General features: G+C 61.5%; 25 protein-coding genes and 1 tRNA gene. 19 read left to right on the plus strand and 7 right to left on the minus strand.

What is annotated here, in order from left to right:
* The first annotated feature begins 34 nt into the window (after nucleotides 1-34).
* Nucleotides 35-1,630: an AMP-binding protein gene (locus tag MK745_RS08080; RefSeq protein ID WP_243612779.1), complete on the plus strand. Its 1,596-nt coding sequence runs from the start codon at nucleotides 35-37 to the stop codon at nucleotides 1,628-1,630.
* Between the two features lie 193 nt (nucleotides 1,631-1,823).
* Here MK745_RS08080 and MK745_RS08085 read toward each other — a convergent pair whose 3' ends face one another.
* From MK745_RS08085 to MK745_RS08095, 3 genes are read right to left on the minus strand one after another with little or no spacing between them, the layout of a single operon-like run.
* The gene (locus tag MK745_RS08085; RefSeq protein WP_243612780.1) at nucleotides 1,824-2,906 is read right to left on the minus strand and encodes a methyltetrahydrofolate cobalamin methyltransferase; all 1,083 of its coding nucleotides are present in this window, start codon (nucleotides 2,904-2,906) and stop codon (nucleotides 1,824-1,826) included.
* 10 nt (nucleotides 2,907-2,916) lie between these two features.
* Nucleotides 2,917-3,843, minus strand: a complete 927-nt coding sequence (locus MK745_RS08090; RefSeq protein WP_243612896.1) for a methylenetetrahydrofolate reductase — start codon at nucleotides 3,841-3,843, stop codon at nucleotides 2,917-2,919.
* Between the two features lie 26 nt (nucleotides 3,844-3,869).
* Complete coding sequence (locus MK745_RS08095) at nucleotides 3,870-4,166, minus strand: virulence factor (protein ID WP_243612781.1); 297 nt, start codon at nucleotides 4,164-4,166, stop codon at nucleotides 3,870-3,872.
* 233 nt (nucleotides 4,167-4,399) lie between these two features.
* On the opposite strand from MK745_RS08095, the gene MK745_RS08100 reads away from it, so the two are divergent.
* Together MK745_RS08100 and MK745_RS08105 are read left to right on the plus strand one after the other, a co-directional pair.
* Nucleotides 4,400-5,512, plus strand: a complete 1,113-nt coding sequence (locus MK745_RS08100; protein WP_243612782.1) for a Ppx/GppA phosphatase family protein — start codon at nucleotides 4,400-4,402, stop codon at nucleotides 5,510-5,512.
* Nucleotides 5,513-5,590: 78 nt separating this feature from the next.
* Nucleotides 5,591-6,307 (plus strand): RlmE family RNA methyltransferase, encoded by a 717-nt coding sequence (locus MK745_RS08105; protein WP_243612783.1) that lies wholly within the window; start codon nucleotides 5,591-5,593, stop codon nucleotides 6,305-6,307.
* Here MK745_RS08105 and MK745_RS08110 read toward each other — a convergent pair.
* A complete protein-coding gene (locus tag MK745_RS08110; RefSeq protein ID WP_243612784.1) occupies nucleotides 6,304-6,504 on the minus strand; it encodes a hypothetical protein in 201 nt (66 codons plus the stop codon). The genes MK745_RS08105 and MK745_RS08110 overlap by 4 nt on opposite strands.
* Nucleotides 6,505-6,752: 248 nt before the next feature.
* Here MK745_RS08110 and MK745_RS08115 point away from each other — a divergent pair, with 248 nt between their 5' ends.
* Genes MK745_RS08115 through MK745_RS08130 form a run of 4 tightly spaced genes read left to right on the plus strand, consistent with a single transcriptional unit; the run spans nucleotide 6,753 to nucleotide 10,580 of the window.
* A complete protein-coding gene (locus tag MK745_RS08115) occupies nucleotides 6,753-7,619 on the plus strand; it encodes an FAD binding domain-containing protein (protein WP_243612785.1) in 867 nt (288 codons plus the stop codon).
* Nucleotides 7,616-8,095 carry a (2Fe-2S)-binding protein gene (locus tag MK745_RS08120; RefSeq protein ID WP_243612786.1) on the plus strand — a complete coding sequence of 160 codons (480 nt, stop codon included), beginning with the start codon at nucleotides 7,616-7,618 and terminating at the stop codon, nucleotides 8,093-8,095. Before MK745_RS08115 ends, MK745_RS08120 begins: the two co-directional genes overlap by 4 nt.
* Complete coding sequence (locus MK745_RS08125; RefSeq protein ID WP_243612787.1) at nucleotides 8,095-10,329, plus strand: xanthine dehydrogenase family protein molybdopterin-binding subunit; 2,235 nt, start codon at nucleotides 8,095-8,097, stop codon at nucleotides 10,327-10,329. Before MK745_RS08120 ends, MK745_RS08125 begins: the two co-directional genes overlap by 1 nt.
* Nucleotides 10,330-10,334: 5 nt before the next feature.
* Nucleotides 10,335-10,580 (plus strand): MoaD/ThiS family protein, encoded by a 246-nt coding sequence (locus MK745_RS08130; RefSeq protein WP_243612788.1) that lies wholly within the window; start codon nucleotides 10,335-10,337, stop codon nucleotides 10,578-10,580.
* A gap of 57 nt (nucleotides 10,581-10,637) precedes the next feature.
* Here the strand turns inward: MK745_RS08130 and MK745_RS08135 are convergent.
* A tRNA-Ser gene (locus MK745_RS08135) sits at nucleotides 10,638-10,727 on the minus strand.
* A gap of 121 nt (nucleotides 10,728-10,848) precedes the next feature.
* On the opposite strand from MK745_RS08135, the gene MK745_RS08140 reads away from it, so the two are divergent.
* Complete coding sequence (locus MK745_RS08140) at nucleotides 10,849-11,694, plus strand: DUF2059 domain-containing protein (protein ID WP_243612789.1); 846 nt, start codon at nucleotides 10,849-10,851, stop codon at nucleotides 11,692-11,694.
* Nucleotides 11,695-11,696: 2 nt separating this feature from the next.
* Here MK745_RS08140 and MK745_RS08145 read toward each other — a convergent pair whose 3' ends face one another.
* Nucleotides 11,697-12,068, minus strand: a complete 372-nt coding sequence (locus MK745_RS08145; protein ID WP_243612790.1) for a GFA family protein — start codon at nucleotides 12,066-12,068, stop codon at nucleotides 11,697-11,699.
* 276 nt (nucleotides 12,069-12,344) lie between these two features.
* Between MK745_RS08145 and MK745_RS08150 the strand changes: the two genes are divergently transcribed.
* From MK745_RS08150 to MK745_RS08180, 7 genes are all read left to right on the plus strand, one after another.
* A complete protein-coding gene (locus tag MK745_RS08150; protein WP_243612791.1) occupies nucleotides 12,345-12,980 on the plus strand; it encodes a 50S ribosomal protein L21 in 636 nt (211 codons plus the stop codon).
* A gap of 25 nt (nucleotides 12,981-13,005) precedes the next feature.
* Nucleotides 13,006-13,275, plus strand: coding sequence for a 50S ribosomal protein L27 (rpmA, locus tag MK745_RS08155; protein WP_243612792.1), 270 nt, complete (start codon nucleotides 13,006-13,008; stop codon nucleotides 13,273-13,275).
* A gap of 83 nt (nucleotides 13,276-13,358) precedes the next feature.
* Nucleotides 13,359-13,952 carry a LysE family translocator gene (locus MK745_RS08160; protein ID WP_243612793.1) on the plus strand — a complete coding sequence of 198 codons (594 nt, stop codon included), beginning with the start codon at nucleotides 13,359-13,361 and terminating at the stop codon, nucleotides 13,950-13,952.
* Nucleotides 13,953-13,965: 13 nt separating this feature from the next.
* On the plus strand, nucleotides 13,966-14,505 hold the full coding sequence (locus tag MK745_RS08165; RefSeq protein ID WP_243612794.1) for a GNAT family N-acetyltransferase: 540 nt from the start codon (nucleotides 13,966-13,968) through the stop codon (nucleotides 14,503-14,505).
* A gap of 79 nt (nucleotides 14,506-14,584) precedes the next feature.
* Nucleotides 14,585-15,631, plus strand: a complete 1,047-nt coding sequence (gene obgE / locus MK745_RS08170) for a GTPase ObgE (RefSeq protein ID WP_243612795.1) — start codon at nucleotides 14,585-14,587, stop codon at nucleotides 15,629-15,631.
* Nucleotides 15,619-16,725, plus strand: coding sequence for a glutamate 5-kinase (gene proB, locus MK745_RS08175; protein WP_243612796.1), 1,107 nt, complete (start codon nucleotides 15,619-15,621; stop codon nucleotides 16,723-16,725). Before obgE ends, proB begins: the two co-directional genes overlap by 13 nt.
* Before the next feature lie 33 nt (nucleotides 16,726-16,758).
* Nucleotides 16,759-18,024 (plus strand): glutamate-5-semialdehyde dehydrogenase, encoded by a 1,266-nt coding sequence (locus tag MK745_RS08180; protein WP_243612797.1) that lies wholly within the window; start codon nucleotides 16,759-16,761, stop codon nucleotides 18,022-18,024.
* Nucleotides 18,025-18,030: 6 nt separating this feature from the next.
* Here the strand turns inward: MK745_RS08180 and MK745_RS08185 are convergent, their stop codons facing one another.
* The gene (locus MK745_RS08185) at nucleotides 18,031-18,633 is read right to left on the minus strand and encodes a histidine phosphotransferase family protein (RefSeq protein WP_243612798.1); all 603 of its coding nucleotides are present in this window, start codon (nucleotides 18,631-18,633) and stop codon (nucleotides 18,031-18,033) included.
* Between the two features lie 32 nt (nucleotides 18,634-18,665).
* Between MK745_RS08185 and MK745_RS08190 the strand changes: the two genes are divergently transcribed.
* The 4 genes from MK745_RS08190 to rpsB all read left to right on the plus strand — a co-directional run bounded on the left by MK745_RS08190 (nucleotide 18,666) and on the right by rpsB (nucleotide 21,544).
* Nucleotides 18,666-18,857: a DUF3553 domain-containing protein gene (locus tag MK745_RS08190; RefSeq protein WP_243612799.1), complete on the plus strand. Its 192-nt coding sequence runs from the start codon at nucleotides 18,666-18,668 to the stop codon at nucleotides 18,855-18,857.
* A 113-nt stretch (nucleotides 18,858-18,970) separates the two neighbouring features.
* On the plus strand, nucleotides 18,971-19,750 hold the full coding sequence (locus tag MK745_RS08195) for a GNAT family N-acetyltransferase (protein ID WP_243612800.1): 780 nt from the start codon (nucleotides 18,971-18,973) through the stop codon (nucleotides 19,748-19,750).
* Nucleotides 19,747-20,580, plus strand: coding sequence for a lysophospholipid acyltransferase family protein (locus MK745_RS08200; protein WP_243612801.1), 834 nt, complete (start codon nucleotides 19,747-19,749; stop codon nucleotides 20,578-20,580). The genes MK745_RS08195 and MK745_RS08200 overlap by 4 nt, the downstream gene beginning before the upstream one ends.
* Before the next feature lie 190 nt (nucleotides 20,581-20,770).
* Nucleotides 20,771-21,544 carry a 30S ribosomal protein S2 gene (gene rpsB, locus MK745_RS08205; protein ID WP_243612802.1) on the plus strand — a complete coding sequence of 258 codons (774 nt, stop codon included), beginning with the start codon at nucleotides 20,771-20,773 and terminating at the stop codon, nucleotides 21,542-21,544.
* The last annotated feature ends 13 nt before the right edge of the window (nucleotides 21,545-21,557 follow it).

Consider the following 21,557-nt stretch of genomic DNA (forward strand, 5'->3'; position numbering starts at 1 on the left):
CTCCGAGGAGATTAGAAGAGGGAGGGAGGCTTTCATGCAGAGCAGCATCGGGGCGTTTTTCAAAGAAAAATCAGAGCATTACCGGAAGAACGAGTTTCTTGCCGTGCCTGCAGATGCAGGCCGCGCCTATCACCCTGACGGCTATGCGATCAGCTATGAAGAGGCCGGCCAGCTTGTCCAGCGCTGGCAAGACAGGCTACAGCGCGCTGGCTACGGCTTTGGCGACCGGGTCGCGGTTCTTCTTGGCAATCGGCCCGAGATGATGCTCTTGAAGCTTGCTCTCAACGGTTTGGGGATGAGCTGGGTGCCTGTAAACCCGGACTATCGGCCAAACGAGGTGGCGTACCTTCTTGATGACAGCCGGGCTTCGCTCGCCATTGCCGCGCCGGAACTTGCCGCTCTGATGCGCGACGGGATCGCGGAGGCGGCGCGCGACGTGGCGATGGTGGAGATGTCCGAAGATCTGCCGGACCTGCCGCAAGGGACGGGCGGCGCCGAAGGCGTCATCGATGGGAGCACAGAGGCGAGTCTGATCTACACCTCTGGCACGACCGGACGGCCCAAGGGCTGTATCCTGAGCCATGCATACGAGCTCGACATGGGGCGATGGTATGCGACGCGCGGCGGGTTGATCGACTTTCGAGATGGTCAGGATCGCATCTACAACCCACTTCCACTTTTCCATGTAAATGCCGGAATTATAACGTTTTATTGTGCAATCGACAAAGGCAACTGCCAGATTATCCCAGAGAGGTTTCGGGCCAATTCCTGGTGGCGCGAGCTTTCGGAAACCGGGGCGACCGTGGTGCATTACCTCGGCATCGTGATCCCGGCCTTGATGAACCTCCCCGAGAGCCCGTGGGACCACACCCACAAGGTGCGTTTTGCCGTGGGGGCCGGTGTTGAACCGACGTTGCATCGACCCTTTGAAGAACGGTTTGGGTTCCCCTTGATCGAGGTCTGGGGCATGACCGAGATGTGCCGCATCCTTGGCGACAACCACGAACCCCGCCAGATCGACACCCGCGCCATGGGGCGACCGTCTCCGGGCCTCGAGGTACGCGTGGTCGATCAGGACGACAATGAGGTACCCCGAGGCACTCCCGGCGAGATGACCCTGCGCTATAGCGCCGAAGAGCCACGGCGCGGATTCTTCTCGGGCTATCTCAACCTGCCGGAGGCAACGGAAGAGGCGTGGAAGGGCGGTTGGTTTCATACAGGCGACACGGTCGTGATGGATGAGAGCGGGATGGTGTTTTTTGTGGATCGCAAGAAAAACATCATACGGCGCAGTGGTGAAAACATTGCTGCGGCCGAGATCGAAGCCTGTTTGCAGGAGCATCCCAAGGTCGAAAGGGTGGCCGTTTTGGCGGTCGAGGACGCGATGCGGGACGAAGAGGTCATGGCCTGCGTAACCGTCACGGGCACCACAGACGCGGCGATGGCGGACGATCTTTTTGCGTGGTGTTTCAAGCGGTTGGCCTATTACAAGGCGCCCGGCTGGATTCGGTTTGTGGACGAGATTCCAGTCACTGGAACCCAGAAAATCCAGAAACACGCGATGTTTTCCGAAGGGCAAGACCCGACCGAGGGGGCACATGATTTCCGCCCTCGCAAGAAGCGGGGTTAACGGCGAATCGGACCCTGAAACGGGGGGCGGTATCACGTCGGTATTTTGTCGGTATTGCGTCGGTGGAGGGTGCGGATTGTTCCGGGTAACCGAACGTGCGGTGGTTAATTTTCTGAGAAACAAAAAGAAGAGGGCAAGCGGTCATGCGACCAGCTTGCCCCCCTGTGATGCTTAGCAGTACGTGAACGCCGGATCAGGCGCGGCGACGGCGGCCCCCGGTGCGCCCACCACGGCCACGGCCTTCCTGGCCGGGTTTGGCGGGCTGCTTGTTGAAGGAGATCCAAGCCGCGCCACCATCGTCGTTGTTGGTCAGCAGGTTGGCGGCGCGGATGGCCTCCATTTCCTTGCCGGCGCGCGCCTTGGTCGAACCCATACCGAACATCTGCACGAAGGCTTCGTCGTCCATATCCTCGGGCAGGATGATGCCTGCGGCCTGAACCTCAGCCTTCTTCTCGGCAATCTTGGTGGCGTTGATCGGGAGCGCGACCGGGTTCATGATCGCCGAGGTCATGCCAGTGGCCATGGCCATCGGCAGGAAGGCGTTGTTGACGCCGTGACGGTTCGGCAGACCGAAGGAGATGTTCGACGCGCCACAGGTTGTGTTTACACCAAGCTCGTTCCGGAGGCGGCGGTTCAGTTCAAAGACCTGAAGGCCAGCGGTGGCCATGGCGCCGATCGGCATGACGAGCGGGTCGACCACGATGTCATGCGCGGGGATGCCGAAATCGGCGGCGCGCTCGACAATCTTCTTGGCGACGGCGAAGCGGACCTCGGGATCTTCGGAGATGCCGGTGTCGTCGTTGGAGATCGCCACGACCGGGACGTTGTATTTCTTGACCAGCGGAAGAACCACTTCGAGACGCTCTTCCTCGCCGGTGACGGAGTTGAGGAGGGGGCGGCCTTCGGCGGCTTCGAGACCGGCCTCGAGCGCGCCGGGCACCGAGGAGTCGATGCAGAGCGGGCAGTCGGTCACGGCCTGCACGCGGGTCACGAGCTCGCGCATCAGGTCGGGTTCGACGAAGTTGTTGTCGGCATAGCGCGGGTCTTCGGCCATCTTGTTGGAAAAGACAGCGCCCGAGTTGATGTCGAGCACGGTGGCCCCAGCGGCCACCTGTGCCAGAGCATCAGCTTCGACGCGGGAGAAATCTCCACGCTCAAGCTCTTCGTTGAGGATCTTGCGACCCGTGGGGTTGATGCGTTCGCCGATAACGGTGAACGGCTGGTCAAACCCCATGATCGTGGTTTTCGACTTCGATTCGATGATTGTACGGGTCATTGGTCGTCCTTCAGGAAGCGTTTGCGGGCGTGGTCGAAGAGCCGCCGTTCTCGATGGCCCAGGTGGCGTTGGTCTTGATACCGCCAAGCGGGAAGAAGTGCACCTTCTCGATGTTGAAATCCGGGTTCGCGGCTTTGTGGGCGGCAAGCTCGGCAATCACGTCGGTCGGCTCGTAGGGCAGGAGCAGCTTGGAGACATCCATGGCGCGCTTCTGAAGCACCTTGAGCGAGGGGCCGACGCCACAGGCGATGGCAAATTTGATCAGGGTCTGCAGCTTGGCCGGACCGGCGATGCCGATATGGATCGGCAGGTCGATACCCGCGTCCTTGAGGCTGTCGGCCCATGCGATGATCGGCTTGGCGTCAAACGCGAACTGGGTCGCGAGCGCCATCTTGGCATCGGTGGTTTCCGAGAATTTCTGTTTCCAGCGCAGGGCATCCATGACGTTGGCCATGCTGCCGTCGGGATCGATGTCCTTGTTGCCTTCCGGGTGCCCGGCGACGTGCAGGTTGGTGAATCCCGCCTTGTCGAAGGCGCCGGTCTCGAGGAGCTGCATGGAGCTATCGAACGCGCCGTGGGGCGTGTCGACGCCACCGGCAAGCAGGAGCGCCTGTTTCACGCCAGCTTCGCCCTGATACATGGCGATCCAGTTCTCGAGCGTCGCCTTGTCCTTGATGATGCGCGCCGGGAAGTGCGGCATCACCGGATAGCCTTCGTCGGCGAGACGCTTGGCGGTGGCGACCATTTCCTCGATGGGCGTGCCTTCGATATGGGCGATGTAGACGCGCGTGCCTTCGGGCAGCAGGTCGCGGAAGTTTTCAACCTTGGCGGCCGTGCGCGGCATGACCTCGATCGAATAGCCTTCGAGGAAGGCAACGACGTCGGCAGAGGCGCCGATGGGGCCTTCGGTCTTTTTTCTGAAATTCAGCAGTGCCATCATGGCCTCCCAGAGTGATGCGCGGGTCATGCCCAGCCTTCGTTGTCGATCAGCGCCTTGAGGCGGTCCTGATCAAATTCCGTATCGAGACGGGCCGCTTCGGCCTCGGCCACGTCAGCCGCCTCGCCCTCCACCGGGTAGGGATCTGCCTTGCGCCATTCAGCCAGGTAAGCGTCGGCATCCTTGGCGCCGATCTTCATGGCCGCACGGTCAATCGCCTGTTCGAAACGCTCGGGGAGCTGTTTCTTGGCGCCACGACGCCCTTTGCCCACAATCACTTGGGCCGGGATATCGCGCCAGTAGACGACAGTCACATCAGGCATGGTTTGATTCCTTCCGGTTAACGCATTCTTCCTAGGACAGCGCGCCCGACGGACAGTGCACGTTTTCGACAGAACACTCGTCAAGTGCGACGCGCACGCTTGTAACGGAGCCAAGACAGAGAGGCACACGCATATTCTTCATGTTCATGATGAGGGGAAGCTGCGGTGTTGCTATTGCGCGGGCGCCGGGGAGTGACTAGGTTTGAGGTAACTCGAAATGGAGGGCGTGACTGATGGCGCCCAAGCGTCCCAAAGGTGCGGGCGCATTCCCGAAACCGGTTGAGAGCCCCGCGCCGAAACCGCCCGATCCCAGCGAACTTTATGCCGCGCTGGATCTGGGCACCAATAGTTGCCGCATGTTGATTGCCCAGCCAAAGGGCAATCAATTCCATGTGGTCGACAGTTTTTCGAAATCCGTGCAACTCGGGGCAGGCCTCGAGAGCACCGGGCGTCTTTCGCGCGGCTCGATGCGGCGCACGGTGCAGGCGCTTCGGATTTGTCAGCAGAAACTCAAGCGTCACAAGGTCAAGCGGATGCGGCTTGTCGCGACAGAGGCCTGTCGGCGGGCGAAGAACGGGCGCGATTTCATGCGTCAGGTGACTCGCGAGACGGGGCTGCGGCTCGACATTATCAAGCCCGAAGAAGAAGCGCGCCTCGCTGTGATTTCCTGCGCGCCGCTGGTCAGCATGAAGACCGAACAGCTATTGGTGGTGGATATCGGGGGCGGCTCGACGGAATTGGTCTGGATTGACCTCAAGGCGGTGCCGCCGCGCGAGCGCCCGAACGCGATCATGCGGCTGCATGCGGGGTTCCATGATCTTGGCAGCCCGTTCCCGGCGGCCAAGGTGGTGGATTGGATATCGGTGCCGTTGGGCGTTGCGACGCTTCGGGATCAGTTTCAGGACGTGGAAGACGATTCCGCGCGGTTTGCGCTGATGAGTTGGTTCTTTGAAGAAAACCTTGCCGAGTTCGCCCCCTATAAGGAAATGCCGCCGAGCGAAGGGTTTCAGATCATTGGCACCAGCGGCACGGTCACCACGGTCGCGGCCTCGCATCTTGGGTTGCGCCGCTATGACCGCACCAAGGTCGACGGGCTTCGGATGACGACGGAACAGATCGACAAGGTGATCCGCAGTTATCTTGACCTTGGGCCGCAGGGGCGGCGGCAGGATCCGCGGATCGGCCAGGATCGCCAGGCGCTCATCATGTCGGGCGCAGCGATTTTGCAGACTTTGATGCGGTGCTGGCCGACGGACCGGCTTTCGGTGGCGGACCGGGGGCTGCGCGAGGGGCTTCTTTATGCACAGATGAGCGCCGATGGCGTGCTTGAGGGCACGCCCTATTGACGGGGGCGCCAAGTCTTCTAGAAGACTTGGCCCGGGCAGGATTTTCCAGAAAATCCTGAGACGCGAGAGGATAAGACCATGGCGAAGACACCGAGCGGCAAGAACACATCGGGGCGCGGACAGCGCGACCTGACCGTGAAGGTCAAGACGGCGCGGGGGCGCAAACTCTCTTCGACGCGGTGGTTGCAGCGTCAACTCAACGATCCTTATGTGAAACGCGCGCAGGCCGAGGGCTATCGCGGGCGCGCGGCGTTCAAGATCATGGAGCTGGACGACAAGTATCGCTTCCTCGTGCCCGGTGCGCGGGTCGTGGATCTTGGCTGTGCGCCCGGAGGTTGGTGTCAGGTCGCGGTGAAGCGGGTCAATGCGCTGGCCGAGAAGCCGGGCAAGCGGGTAGGCACGATCCTCGGCGTCGATCTTCAGGAGGTGGAGCCGATCGCTGGCTGTGAAATCCATCAGCTCGATTTCATGGAAGATGACGCGGATATTCAGGTCAAGGAGTGGCTTGGCGGCAAGGCGGATGTGGTCATGTCGGACATGGCGGCGGCCTCATCGGGCCATAAGCAGACCGACCACTTGCGGATCATGGCGCTTTGCGAGGCGGCGGCCTATTTCGCCTTTGACGTGCTCGACGAGGGCGGCACCTTTGTGGCCAAGGTTCTGGCCGGGGGGGCAGAGGGCGAGTTGCAGAAACTGCTCAAGCAGAAATTTACCAAGGTCGCCAATATGAAGCCACCTTCGAGCCGCTCGGATTCTTCGGAGAAATTCGTCGTCGCTACCGGGTTCCGGGGCTAGCCCGCACGGCGCAATGACTGACTGGCGAGATCGCGAAACGCCGTGAGCTTGGCCGTGGTGAGCGGCGTGTCTTCTTCCGGTGCAAGGCGCGGGGGGCAGGCCTCATGCGCTTGTTCATCCTGACGAATCAATTCGAACAGACGCGCGTGGCGTGGAGGTTGGGCAGGTACAAACCTGTCCCGCATGACATGTTGCATGGGCAGCGATCCCGAAATGGCAATTGACGCGAGCAGACGCGATAGGCCGTAAAGATCGGTTAAGAGCAGGGCAAAAAGGGCTCTGAAATGTGCCTTTTTCAAGGAAACTGCGGTGATGCCCGCCAGCGTCCGGCAAGGAATTGCCCAAAATGTCGCATTCGCACTCGGCAAGGCGGATATGGCGCGTTACACTTTTGCCAGAGCGTGCCCCGACGGGTGTGAACGGGGCGCCATCACAAGGAGTTTCCATGCGCTATCACAAGCCCGCGTCTTTCGCGCAAGCCATTGATATCGCCAGCACATCCGAAGGGATCACACGGTTCCTCGCCGGTGGCACGGATGTGTTGGTACAACTGAGAGCAGACATTGTCTCGCCGGATGATCTTATCGACATCAAGCATATTTCCGGGGTCCGCGAGATCACCAAACGCGCCGATGGCGGCTATGATATTGGCATTGCCGTGAGTGGCGCGGAAATGAGCGAAGACGACGTGCTCATGGCCGATTGGCCGGGGCTCGTCGAGGCCATGGACCTGATCGGCTCGACTCAGGTGCAGGGGCGCGCGACGCTTGTCGGCAATCTTTGCAATGCCTCACCGGCGGCGGATTCCGTGCCTGCGATGATCGCCGCGGGGGTGACGCTCACCGTCGAGGGACCGACCGGCGCACGCGAGGTTGCGGTCGAGGATATCCCGACCGGACCGGGCAAGACAGCGCTCGAAAAGGGCGAAATGATCACCAAGGTGCATGTCCCGGCGCGCGGCGAGAACGCGGGCGATGCCTATCTGCGGTTCATCCCGCGCACCGAGATGGATATTGCGGTTGTGGGCTGTGGTGTGAACCTGCGCCTCGAGGGCGACACGATCACCGAGGCACGCGTCGCGCTTGGTGCCGTGGCCCCGGTAGCGGCACTGGTGCCGGAGGCGGCCAAGGCGCTCATCGGAACGACGCTTGACGAGGCCGCACTTGCTGCACTGGCCAAGGCGGCGCAGGAGGCCTGCAACCCGATTGACGACAAACGCGGCACGATTGCCTTCCGCACGGACGTGGCCGGTGTGTTGGCGCAGCGCGCGGCAAAGATCGCCTATGCGCGGGCGAAAGGAGAGACGAAATGAGCTTGGTTCATGTGACCACGAAAGTGAACGGCGACGAGGCGGAATTCCTGTGCGAACCGCGAGAGACACTTCTTGACGTGCTGCGCGACCGGCTTGGTCTCACGGGATCGAAAGAAGGCTGTGGCACCGGCGATTGCGGGGCGTGCAGCGTTACAATCGACGGGCGGCTTGTGAGCTCGTGTCTTGTTCTTGGCGTCGAGGCCGAGGGCAAGGAGATCGCGACCATCGAGGGCATGGCACAGGGCGAGGCCCTGCACCCGCTTCAGCGCAAGTTCATCGAACATGCGGCGCTACAATGCGGGTTCTGCACGCCGGGCATCCTTGTCGCGGCAAAATCGCTTCTCGAAAAAGACCCGGACCCGAGCGAGGAGGACATCCGCTATTGGCTGGCGGGGAACCTCTGCCGCTGCACGGGGTATGACAAGATCGTGCGCGCCGTACAGGACGCGGCGAAAGAAATGCGGGAGGGCGTGTGATGGCCTTTGATCAGGAAAAAGACCAGTTCCGCGTGCTTGGCACGCGACCAGACCGCCCGGATGGGCTCGACAAGGTGACGGGCAAGGCGCGCTATGGCGCGGATATGTCGGCCTCGGGAATGCTGCATGGCGCTATCGTGCGCAGCCCGCATGCGCATGCGCGCATCGTCAAGATCGACGCCAGCAAAGCGCTGGCCATGAAGGGGGTGAAGGCCGTGGTGACGCGGGCCGATTTCCCGGATGGGCAGAAAGGCGAAGACTGGAACATCATGGAAAACTGCATGGCGGGCGAACGGGCGCTCTATGACGGGCACGCGGTCGCAGCCGTTGCGGCGACGACGCCGTGGCTTGCCCGCGATGCGGCCAAGGCGGTCGAGGTCGAATATGAGATTCTGCCGCATGTGACGGATGTCGATAAGGCCATGCAAGACGGCGCGCCGGTGATCCGCGAGGGCGCGGCGAACTATTCGGTGCCAGAGGGCATGCATCCGAATGTCGTCCGCTTCATCGAATTCGGCCATGGCGATGTGGAGAAGGGCTTTGAAGAGGCCGATGTCGTCATGGAGAACTCCTATACGACCGAGGCGACGCACCAGGGGTATATCGAGCCGCATGCCTGTCTTGCACAGATGGGCAGCGACGGGCGCGGCGAACTTTGGTGCTGCACCCAAGGGCATTGGTTCGTGCGGCGCATGTCGGCGGCCTGCCTTGGGATCGAGGTCAGCAAGCTGCGGGTGACGCCTTCGGAGATCGGCGGCGGCTTTGGCGGCAAGACGACGGTGTTCATCGACCCGGTGGCGCTCGCGCTCAGCCGCAAGGCGGATCGGCCGGTGAAGATCGTGATGAGCCGCGAAGAGGTTCTGCGCGCGACAGGCCCGACAGCGGCGGCAAGCATGGACGTCAAGATCGGCATGACCAAGGACGGCAAGATGACCGCCGGCAAGGCCGTGTTCCGTATGACGGGTGGCGCCTTTCCGATGGCGCCGGTGGATTCGGCGCTGGCCTGTGCCTTTGCCTGCTATGACCTCGAGAACGTCCAGCACGAGGGCTATGACGTGATGTCGAACCGCCCGAAACAGGCGGCGTATCGCGCGCCGGGTTCGCCCATGGCGGCGTTCGCGGTTGAGAGTCTTGTCGACGAGATGTGCCGCGAGCTGAAGCTTGATCCGCTTGAGGTCCGGCTCAAGAACGCGGCCAAAGAAGGGACGAAATCGAGCGCGGGGCCGACCTATCCGCGGATCGGTCTTGTCGAGACGCTCGAGGCGGCCAAGGCGCATCCGCATTTCACGGCGCCACTCGGACCTAATCAAGGGCGTGGGATTGCCTCTGGGTATTGGATGAACTGGGGCGGAGAAACCTCTGTTTCCCTTGCGCTTTCCGAAGATGGCACCGTGACGGTTTCGGTCGGCACGCCAGATATCGGCGGCTCGCGCGCTTCCGTCGCGATGATGGCGGCCGAGGCGCTTGGCGTCGAATATGAAGACGTGCGCGTCAACGTGGTCGAGACGGGTGCGCTTGGCGTCAACGAGCCGACACATGGCAGCCGTGCGACCTTTGCCACCGGGCTTGCCACGATCGAGGCCGCGACGCAGGCAAAGAAAACGCTCTGTGAACGCGCGGCGGCGAAATGGGGCATCGATGCCGAGGCGGTGATCTGGGAAGATGGCTGTGCCAAGCCCTCGGGGCCGAACGCAGGCGAGTTCCCACCGCTCAGCATTGGCGAGATTTGCGCCAAGATGGGCCGCACAGGCGGGCCGATCTCGGGCCACTTTGAAGCCACGCCGATGGGCTTTGGCGGCAGTTTCGGCACCCATATCGTCGATGTCGAGGTGGACCCCGAGACCGGGCACACAAGCGTCGTGCGCTACACGGTGGTACAGGATGCCGGGAAAGCGATTCACCCGTCCTATGTCGAGGGCCAGTTCCAAGGTGGCGCGGCGCAGGGCATCGGCTGGGCGCTGAACGAGGAGTATATCTATGGCGAGGATGGGCGGCTTCAGAACCCGATCTTCCTTGATTACCGCGTTCCCGTAGCCTCGGACCTGCCGATGATCGATACGGTGATTGTCGAAGTGCCGAACCCCGGCCATCCCTATGGTGTGCGCGGCGTCGGGGAGACAGGGATCACGCCACCGCTTCCGGCGATTGCCAACGCGGTCGCGGATGCAACGGGTCAGCGGCTTCGCGGCTTGCCGGTTTCGCCTCCAAAAATCCTCGCGGCGATAAAGGGTTAGAAACCATGGTTGATGTGACACTCTGGTCCAGCATGCGGCGTTTTGCCGACGGGCAAGAGACCGTCAGCGTCGCCGGAAACACGGTTGGCGAGGTTCTGCAGAACCTCGTCACCAGCTATCCGGGCCTTGAGCCGGTGATCGAAGACGGCGCGTCGCTTGCCGTGAATGGCGAGTATGCGGGCGACAGCCTCCAGATGGAAATCAAAGAGGGCGACGAAGTCTTTCTGCTTCAGCGGGTCAGGGGCGGATAAAAAGCCATAACCGACCGCTCTTATGCAGTCGTTTTCTTGAACCATGTCAGGAAGTTATGGCGGAGAGACAGGGATTCGAACCCTGGGTCCCCGTGAAGGGACAACGGTTTTCGAGACCGCCCCGTTCGACCACTCCGGCACCTCTCCGCGGGGGTCTGTGGAGGCGTCGTTTAATGATCTTTCGCAGGGGGTGCAAGGGGGGTTTTGACATTGTTTGAGAATTCCTGTGCGATAGGCTCATACAAGCTCTGAACGGAGGGTAAGACACATGATGCTACGGGTTTTCCTTGGACGCCTATTGTCGCTTGGGGTCGTGAGTTGTTTCACCCTTGCGATCATGGTCTTGCCGGCGCGTGCCGCGGACCGGGCCAATATTGAAGCGTTTCTCACAACGACGGGCTTTGATGTGGCAATCGAGTCCATCGCGCTCTCGGCGGAAAGCGCGCCAGAGATGCTTGGCCTCGATGCGAGCGATTTCGGCATTGAATGGAAACGCGTCTCGGAAGAGGTCTTTGACCCGGCGATGATGCGGGAGCGGGCGATGGATATCCTTGAGGAAACGCTTGAGGATGATCTGCTCGACCACGTGGCGGCCTTTTATGCGAGCCCGCTTGGCGCGGAGCTTGTCGCGGCGGAGAACGATTCGCATATGGCAGACGAGGACCACAAGCGCGAAGCAGGCAAGGCGCTGGTTGCGGAGATGGTGGTCGACGGGGCGGGGCGGATCGACCTGCTTGAACGCATGAACCATGCCATTGACCCCAATGACGTTGGCCCGCGGGCCGCGCAGGAAATCCAAATCCGGTTCTTGCTCGCCGCGTCCTATGCCGGGGTGATCGAGCTTCGGATGGACGAAGCCGGATTGCGCGCGGCCTTAAAGGAAAGCGAAGGCGCGTTGCGGCGCGACATGGCGGCCTCGGCCCTTGTCAGCGCGGCATATACCTATCGCGCGTTCTCGGATGAGGACATCCGGACCTATGCCGAGGCGCTTGAAGACCCGCGTATGCAGACGGTCTATGAGCTCATGAATGCGGTGCATTACGACATTATGATCAACCGGTTTGAAGCACTGGCCGGGCGCATGGGCGATCTGAGTCCGGGCGAAGAGCTCTGACCCTAGCCGCGATTGCGTCGGAACCGGTCGGTCACGGGGAAGGGCGGTAGCCAAGTCTCGCGCCGCTCGGTCCATGTTTCATAGTCAGGCAAGAAACGATCGGGTTCATCAAGCGCGCCGAGATGGATTTCGACCTCATCGCCCGTCCGGGCAAAGACAGATGAGCCACAGTGCGGACAAAATGCGCGGCCCTCATAGGCGCGCGTCTCACCGGTGATCGTCACTGCGCGCGCGGGAAAGATCGCGGCAGCGTAGAATAGGGCGCCATGATGTTTGCGACAGTCGAGACAATGGCAGATTCCGGTACGATCCGGCGCACCATGGGCGACAAAGCGTACCTTGCCACAGAGACATCCGCCTTCGACCTGTTCCATCGGCTTTTCCTTCGACTTCTCTCATGGGGCAGTCTATAGAGACGGGCGCGTTTTACCATCCATCGTCCCGGCTGCGGAAAGCGGTAAGTTATCCCTTGACAGTCGGGCCGATGCACAGGATAAGCGCGCAATCCGGCGTAAGGACCTCCTTGCGCCGTGTTTTGTTGAAACTACGTCCGGGCCAGATTGCCCACAAGGACGCGCGGTTCGAGGCGGCAACAGCCACAAACACCCGGATGGGGGCCACAGAACGCGGCAAACGCAAAGGAATAGGGCATGTTCGCAGTCCTCAAGACCGGCGGCAAGCAGTACAAGGTACAGGCAGGCGATATCCTGCGTGTCGAAAAACTGGCTGCAGACGCTGGCGAAAAAATCCAATTCAACGACATCCTGATGCTCGGCGGTGACAAGACCGTTGTGGGCGCGCCGCTTGTTGATGGCGCCGCTGTTCAGGCTGACGTGATCGACCAGATCAAAGGCGAGAAGGTCATCAAATTCGTCAAGCGCCGTCGTAAGCACTCGTCGAAGCGCACCGTGGGTCACCGTCAGAAACTGACCCTCGTGAAGATCACCGAGATCCTCGCATCGGGTGCCGACAAGTCCGGCGTCAAAGCCGCTGTGGGCGCTGGTTCGGTTGCGGGCGTGGCTGTTGCCGCTGCTGCTCCGAAGAAAGCCGCTAAGAAGCCCGCTGCCAAGAAGGCAGAGGCTCCGGCCGGCGCGGACGACCTCAAGAAGCTCTCGGGTGTTGGCCCGGCACTTGAGAAGAAATTGCTCGAAGCAGGCGTGACCTCCTTCGCGCAGATCGCGGCCTGGACCGACGCGGATGTTGCCGAGTTCGACGAAAAACTGTCGTTCAAAGGCCGCATCGAGCGCGAAGGCTGGGTTGAACAGGCCAAAGAACTGGCCAAATAAGCCGTAGAAACAGGAGACAAGCGATATGGCACATAAAAAAGCTGGCGGTAGCTCCCGTAACGGACGCGACTCTGCGGGTCGTCGCCTCGGCGTCAAGAAATACGGTGGCGAAGTCGTCATCCCTGGCAACATCATCATGCGTCAGCGCGGCACCAAGTGCTGGCCGGGCGAAGGTGTTGGCATGGGTAAAGACCACACCATCTTTGCGACCGTCGAAGGCAACGTGAAGTTCCACAAAGGCCTCAAGGGCCGCACCTTTATTTCGGTTCTCCCGGTGGCGGAGGCCGCTGAGTAAGCCGACCTTAAAGGCCATGTGACATTTAGGGGATCGGCGTCAAAGCCGGTCCCTTTTTTCATTTTGAGCAGGAGCCACGTGATATGACAGTGGCTGTCGTGACATTCACCGCATTTGCCGCGAGCCAGATCGCGACGCCGGGGCCGGCCAATATGGCCCTGATGGCGACGGGCGCGCGCTATGGGTTTGCCGCAGCCTTGCCGTTTGTCGCCGGGGTGGCGCTTGGCAAGCAGCTCATCATCTGGCCGATCGGGTTCGGGTTGATGTCGCTTGCGCAGTCAGTGCCGATCCTGTTCGAGGCGCTGAAATGGATTTCGGCGGCGTATATCTGTTGGCTCGCATGGCGGGTCGCGCATCTGCGGCTCGCGCCGGATGGGGCACAGGTGGGTGACGCACCGGGGTTTCGCGCCGGGCTGATCGTGCATCCCTTGAACCCCAAGGCCTGGGCGATGATCGTCACGGGGTTTGCCAATTTCGTGACCCCCGGCACGCCGGTCTTGCAGGCAACGGCCACCATCGCCATCTGTCTTCTGGCCTGCCAGATGGTGTTTCACCCGATCTGGACCTTTGCCGGGGACCGGATTGCGCGCCTCGTCGCAGGGCGTCCGGCAGAAAAGTACCTTATGAGAACACTGGCTGCGTTGACCGTGGCCTCGGTTCTTTATGTGTTGTTTTGAGGAGGGCACACATATGAAACACGATACGATCGTGACCCAACCCGTGATCGAAACCGACCGGTTCGCACTGCGCCCGGTCCGGCGATCTGATGAAGGGTTGATCGCGCTTTATGCAGGGGACGAGGAGGTCGCCCGCAACACATCGTCGATCCCGCACCCGCTTCCGCCGGGCAGCGTCGAGGCGTTTATTCAACGCGCCCAGTCTGAGGACCGGATCGAGGACGTCTGGGTCATGGATGGCAGCGCCGCGAATGGCGCCGAAGTCATGGGCGTGATTTCTCTCAAGCGCGTGGACACCGGCAAAGCCGAGATCGGCTACTGGGTCGCGTCGGCGTTCTGGAACACAGGTTTGGCCTCGGAGGCGGTTGCGGCGCTTATCAAGGCGAACCCGCTTGAGCTTGATACCATCTATGCCACGGTGTTTCAGGACAACCCGGCCTCGGCCCGTGTCCTGACCAATACCGGGTTTCAATACTTGGGCGACGCGGAAACGTTCTCGATCGCGCGGGATGCGACCGTCCCGACATGGACGTATAGTCTGAAACTGGATTGAGGCAGGCCTCGCTTGACGTTATCAGGCGAGGCAGACCTTCTCACATAAAGCGGCCCACATGGGCCAAAGGACCAAAACGATGAAATTCCTCGACCTCGCCAAGGTATATATCCGCTCCGGTAGCGGCGGGTCGGGATGTATCTCGTTCCGGCGTGAGAAATATATCGAGTATGGCGGCCCCGATGGCGGCGATGGCGGGCACGGCGGCAACGTCTGGGCCGAGGCAGTCGAGGGGCTGAATACGCTGATCGATTTCCGGTATCAGCAGCATTTCTTTGCCGAGAATGGCCGCCCCGGTATGGGCGCGCAGCGCACGGGCAAGACGGGCGAGGATATCGTCCTGCGCGTGCCGGTCGGCACCGAAATCCTTGATGAGGATCAGGAGACGCTTCTTGCCGACCTGACCGAGGTCGGGCAGCGGGTTCTCCTTGCCAAGGGTGGCAATGGCGGTTTTGGCAACCTGCACTTCAAGACCTCGACCAACCAGGCGCCACGCCGGGCCAATCCGGGGCTTGCAGGCGTGGAGCGCACCATCTGGCTGCGCCTGAAGCTTATTGCGGATGTGGGGCTTCTCGGGCTTCCTAACGCGGGCAAGTCGACCTTCCTTGCCGCGACGTCGAACGCGCGGCCCAAGATCGCGGATTATCCCTTTACCACGCTGCACCCGAACCTTGGGGTTGTCGGTGTCGACAACGTGGAGTTCGTGGTCGCCGACATTCCCGGCCTGATCGAGGGCGCGAGCGAGGGGCGGGGGCTTGGCGATCTGTTCCTTGGCCACGTCGAACGCTGCGCGGTGTTGTTGCATCTCGTAGACGGCACGAGCGGCACCCCGATCGAGGATTACCAGACCATCATTCAGGAAATCGAAGCCTATGGCGGCTTCCTTGCCGAAAAACCGCGGGTCACAGTTCTGAACAAGATCGACACGCTCGACGAGGAAGAACGCGAATTCATCAAGGAAGAGCTTGAGGCGGTCACGGATGGCCCCGTCATGCTCATGTCGGGCGTGAGCCGCGAAGGCACAACCGAAGTGCTGCGCGCGCTTCGGGCTCAGATCGACGCGGACCGGTTGCGGCAAAAGAAGGACGCCGCTGGCGAGGAGGAGGACGCGCCTTGGCAACCCTGAGCGGTGCGAAACGCGTTGTTATCAAGATCGGCTCGGCGCTTCTCGTCGATGCCACATCCGGGGATTTGCGCCGCGATTGGCTCTTGGGGTTGGCTGAGGATGTGGCTTGGCTCAAAGGGCGAGGCACAGATGTTGTCCTCGTCTCGTCCGGCTCTATCGCGCTTGGGCGCGCCGCGCTTGGCCTGCCGCGCACGGAACTGACACTCGAGCAATCGCAGGCGGCGGCGGCGGTCGGGCAGATCCGGCTTGCGCGGGCCTATGAAGAGGCGCTCGCGCCGCATGGGATCACCACCGGGCAAGTGCTTGTCACACTTGAGGATAGCGCCAACCGGCGCCGGTATCTCAACTCACGCGCCACGCTGGAACAGCTCTTGGGCCTTGGCGTCGTGCCGATCGTCAATGAGAATGACACGGTGGCGACGGATGAAATCCGCTATGGCGACAATGACCGTCTCGCGGCGCAGGTGGCGCTCACGACCGGGGCGGATGCGCTCGTTCTGTTGTCGGATGTGGACGGATTTTATTCGGACAACCCGATGGTCAACCCGGAGGCCAAGCGGTTCGACATCATCGAGGCGATCACGCCGGAGATCGAAGAGATGGCGGGCGAGGGCACCTCGGGCCTATCCAAGGGCGGCATGATCACCAAACTTTGGGCCGCGAAAACCGCGACGGCGGGGGGCTGTGCCATGGCGATCACGCTCGGCAGCGTGATGCGGCCGATCACGGCGCTGGAGGCGGGTGCGGCGGCCACGTGGTTTCGCGCGCAAGGCACGCCACAACTGGCCCGGAAACGTTGGATTTCCTCGATGAAACCGCAAGGCACGATCACCGTCGATGCGGGCGCGATCACGGCGCTTGGCTCGGGCAAGAGCCTTCTGGCCGCCGGGGTGCGCGCCGTCGAGGGCGACTTTGGGCGCGGTGATCCGGTGGCGATCCACGGGCCAGACGGGCACAAGCTTGGCCAGGGGCTCGCGGCCTATGCGGCGGGAGAAGCGGCGGCGATCAAGGGCTGTCACTCGTCACAGATCGAAGAGATTCTCGGCTATCCGGGGCGCACGGCGCTTATTCACCGGGACGACATGGCGCTTTGAGGCGCAAGAGCATTGAACACGAAGGACCAGATGATGACGGACATCACAGACATTCCCGCCCTGATGGCAGAGATTGGCCAGAAGGCCAAAGCCGCAAGCGCGGAGCTGGCCTTTGCCCCGGCGGAGGTCAAGACCAAGGCGCTTGAGGCGGCGGCTGAGGCGGTCTGGGCGCGCCGGGCCGAGATCATTGAGGCCAACGCCAAGGACATGGATTTCGGGCGCGAGAAGGGGCTCTCCGACGCGATGATGGACCGCCTGATGCTCGACGAAGGGCGTATTCAGGGGATCGTGGACGGCCTGCGCGCCGTGGCGGCGCAGGATGATCCGGTGGGGGAAGTCCTGACCGAATGGGACCGCCCTTCGGGCCTTCATATCAAACGCGTGCGCACGCCGCTTGGCGTTGTCGGGGTGATCTATGAGAGCCGTCCGAATGTCACTGCGGATGCGGGTGCGCTCTGCCTCAAGTCGGGCAACGCGGTGATTCTGCGCGGTGGCTCGGAGAGCTTCCATTCCTCGGGTGCGATCCATGCCTGCCTTGTCGAGGGCCTAAAGGCGGCGGGGCTGCCGGAGGATGCGATTCAGCTTATTCCCACGCGGGACCGGGCGGCGGTGCAGGAACTTCTGACCATGGTCGATACCGTGGACGTGATCGTGCCGCGCGGGGGCAAGGGGCTTGTCGGTCTCGTGCAGCGCGAGGCGCGAGTGCCGGTTTTCGCCCATCTCGAAGGGATCGTGCATATCTATCTCGACGCCGATGCCGACCCGGTGAAGGCGCTCGATGTGGTGACTAACGCCAAGACCCGGCGGACCGGGATTTGCGGCGCTGCAGAATGCCTTTTGATCCATGAGAGCCTTGTCGACACGATCGGGCAGGGCGTCTTGCGCGCCCTTCTGGACAAAGGGGTGCGGGTGCATGGCGACGACACGCTTCAGAAGATCGAAGGCGTGATGGCCGCGACGGACGCGGATTGGGGCAAGGAATACCTCGACATGGATATCGCGGCCAAGGTCGTTGGCGATGTGGATGGCGCGATTGCTCATATCCGGCAGTTCGGATCGAACCACACCGACTGTATCATCACGGAGAATGACGCCACGGCGGCGCGGTTCTTCCAGCGGCTCGATAGTGCGATCCTGATGCGCAACGCCTCGACCCAGTTCGCCGATGGTGGCGAGTTCGGCATGGGCGCGGAGATCGGTATCGCGACCGGCAAAATGCACGCGCGCGGCCCGGTGGGGGCCGCACAACTTACGAGCTTTAAATACCTTGTCGAAGGCGACGGCACCATCCGGGGCTAAAGCCGGTCAGAAACTAAGCGTGATCCGGTCTTCTTCGCGGGTCACAGCGAGCCTGCGTTGCAGCGTTTCAATGACACAGGGCAGAAGTCCAAACTCGACCTCATTCGGGGTCAGCCCTTCTGGTGGCAGGCCGGTTTCGATCGCCTGCCAGCTGCTTTCTTTCAGGGTCAGCGTGTCGGAGAGCGCCACCACCTGCCAGATACCAGACGCCTGCCGCAGGATGCTCAACACACCACCGCGGCCAAGTGCCGTCTCGGCGCAGAGCAGGGCCAGGAAAACCGCACGCAATTCGGGACGGGCAACGGCGCCTTCGACGAGCCAATCAAGGGAAATCCGGCTCTCGTGATAGCTATCGGCGAGGATGGTGCGGATTTCCAGTTCGGGGACAAGCTGATTGCCGGAGGCAAGGCCAAAGGCAATCCGGAAAAATCGGATACGTGCGGTGGCGTTGCTGACACTGCCGGAGATGAGGCCAATCTCGGGGCCAGTGGCATCGCCAGACATTGTGATGAGTTCGAGGCCGTTGCCAATAGCGCCGACCGGCGAGATGAGATCATGGCAGATCCGCGACCCTACCAGCGCCGCGAGATCTGTATTAGGGTTGGGCATAAGTCGGGCCTTGCATAATAGGATTTGAGAAAATGGATGATCTAAATGCGTTTCTTGAACCGGGAATGCTTGTGCGCCACCCGGATCGTCCGGATTGGGGCACCGGGCAGGTCCAATCGAATATCGGCGGCAAGATCACGGTTAATTTCCGTGAAGAAGGCAAAGTCGTCATAAACGGCTCCAGAGTAATGCTCTTGCCAGTCATTGAAAATGACAGTGATTGACGTAAAGTTAACACAACTCCTGATTGTCTATCAGCGCACCCCCTGTCGCACGATGTTGCCAATTGTCACACCAATGCCTAAAACGCGGAAATTCCACTTTGCAGTCGGACAAGATGGCCAGCCAAGATCCTGATTTCACGTTGAAACTTGCCGAGACGCCGGAAGAGCTCATGGCGGCGCAGCGGCTGCGCTACCGGGTTTTCATCGAAGAACTTGGCGGGGCGGGCGCGTTGGTCGATCACGAGGCGCGGCTCGAGAAGGATCGGTTTGATCCGTATTTCGATCACCTGATCCTCATAGACAACGCGCTTGACGTGCCGGAGATCGACCGGGTTGTCGGCGTTTATCGGCTCTTGCAGGACACACAGGCGCGTGAAATTGGCCAGTTCTACGGCGAAGATGAATATGACCTGACGGTCCTGAAGGAGAGCGGGCGCAAGCTCTTGGAACTTGGCCGGAGCTGTCTGCTGCCGGACTACCGGGGCGGGGCAGCGATGTTTCATCTCTGGAATGGGCTCGCGGCCTATGTGTTCGAGCATGAGATCGAGGTTCTTTTCGGGGTCGCGAGTTTCCACGGCACAGATATCGAGGCGCTCGCCGGGCCGCTCTCGCTTTTGCATGCCCGCCACCTCGCGCCGGAAGACCTTCGGGTGCGGACGCAGGCCGCGCATTTTCAGCCGATGGACCTCATCCCCGAGGACCAGATCGACCGCCGCAAGGCAATGCTCGCAGTGCCGGCGCTGATTAAGGCCTATCTGAGGCTTGGCGGCTTCGTGGGCGAGGGGGCCTATGTCGACCATGCGTTCAACACGGTCGATGTGTGCCTCGTGATGGATACGGAGCGTATGAACGCGAAGCAAAAAGCGATCTATACGAAAGGCCTTGAGACGTGAACCAGACCTGGACCGGCGAAGACAGCTATCCGCAGGACCGCCCGATCACGGCGATGGGTTGGCTGCGCGTGGTGGTTCGCGGCGCGGTCTTGATCGCGTTGATCTCGGTCTGTCTCGTCGGTCTCTTGCTGATCCGTTTCGTGGAAAAGCCGGTGCATGGGCTGCATCGACCGTGGACCCCCTTCATCACGCAGTTTGTCTGTCGCAATGCGCTTCGGATTCTCGGGATCGGGTTTCGGAGCGAAGGTACGCTGATGACGGGGCCGGGCGCGGTTGTCGCCAATCATAGCTCTTGGCTTGATATCTTTACGCTGAACGCGCGCAAACGCATCTACTTTGTCTCCAAGGCAGAGGTGGCGGATTGGCCGGGGATCGGATGGCTCGCCAAGGCGACGGGGACAGTCTTCATCAACCGGAATCCGAAAGAAGCGCAGGCACAGAAGGTGCTATTTGAAGAGCGTCTTCTGGCTGGGCACAAGCTCTTGTTCTTTCCGGAAGGCACGAGCACGGATGCGATCCGCGTGCTGCCGTTCAAGCCGACGCTATTTGCGGCGTTTTTTTCGCACGAGCTACGCGACAGGCTTTCAGTGCAGCCGGTGACGGTTCTTTACCATGCGCCTGAGGGCGAGGATAAACGCTTTTACGGCTGGTGGGGCGACATGGGGTTTGGGCCGCATGTACTCAAGGTTCTGGCGCAAGGGCGGCAGGGGCGCGTCGAGGTGATCTACCACACGCCGCTCAAGGTTTCCGAGTTCGCCAACCGCAAGACACTTGCCATGGCCTCGGAAGAGGCGGTGCGCGGCGCGCATAGCCTGGCCATAAAGGGGTAGGGCGCAGTTTTGCGTGGATTGGCACGTTTATAGGCTTGCAACCCTGCCCAGCCTTGCGTATATGCGCGCGTATTCAAACCCGCAGGCGAGGTTTGGGTTGCTCCGGGGAGACATCCCGGACAGTCCGCCGGTTGGAGCATCCGCTCTCAATTGACCCCGCCAAGGCGTAAACCGGAAAAGGAAAACAAGCATGGCTCTTCCCGAGTTCTCCATGCGCCAGCTGCTCGAAGCAGGCGTTCACTTTGGTCACCAGACTCAGCGTTGGAATCCCCGTATGGGCGAGTTCATCTATGGCTCGCGCAATGGCATCCACATCATGGACCTCACCCAGACGGTCCCGATGCTCGACGCAGCGCTGAACGTGATCCGCGAAACCGTCGCGAAAAACGGCCGCGTTCTTTTCGTCGGCACCAAGCGTCAGGCCGCAGCGCCGATCGCAGACGCAGCCGAGAAATGCGCACAGTATTACATGAACCACCGCTGGCTCGGTGGCACGCTCACCAACTGGAAAACCGTTTCCCAGTCGATCAACCGCCTGAAGGAAATCGACGAGAAAATGGCGAACGGCGCAGAAGGCCTCACCAAAAAAGAGCGTCTCGGCATGGAACGCGACCAGGCGAAGCTTCAAGCCTCGCTCGGCGGGATCCGCGAAATGGGCGGTGTTCCGGATCTTCTCTTCGTCATCGACGTGAAGAAAGAAGCACTTGCCATCGCAGAAGCCAACAAGCTCGGTATCCCGGTTGTGGCCGTGGTTGACACCAACTGCTCGCCCGATGGCGTAGACTACATCATCCCGGGCAACGACGACGCGGCACGCGCCATCGCGCTCTACTGCGATCTGGCCTCGCGCGCAGCCCTCGACGGCATGTCGGCCCAGCTTGGCGCCGCAGGCGTTGACCTTGGCGCGCTCGAAGAAGCTCCGGTGGAAGAAGCCGTGGCCGAAGACGCCGCAGCCGAAGCGTAAGCGTTACAGAACT

Source organism: Shimia aestuarii (assembly GCF_022814865.1).
Taxonomy (GTDB): Bacteria; Pseudomonadota; Alphaproteobacteria; order Rhodobacterales; family Rhodobacteraceae; genus Shimia; species Shimia aestuarii_A.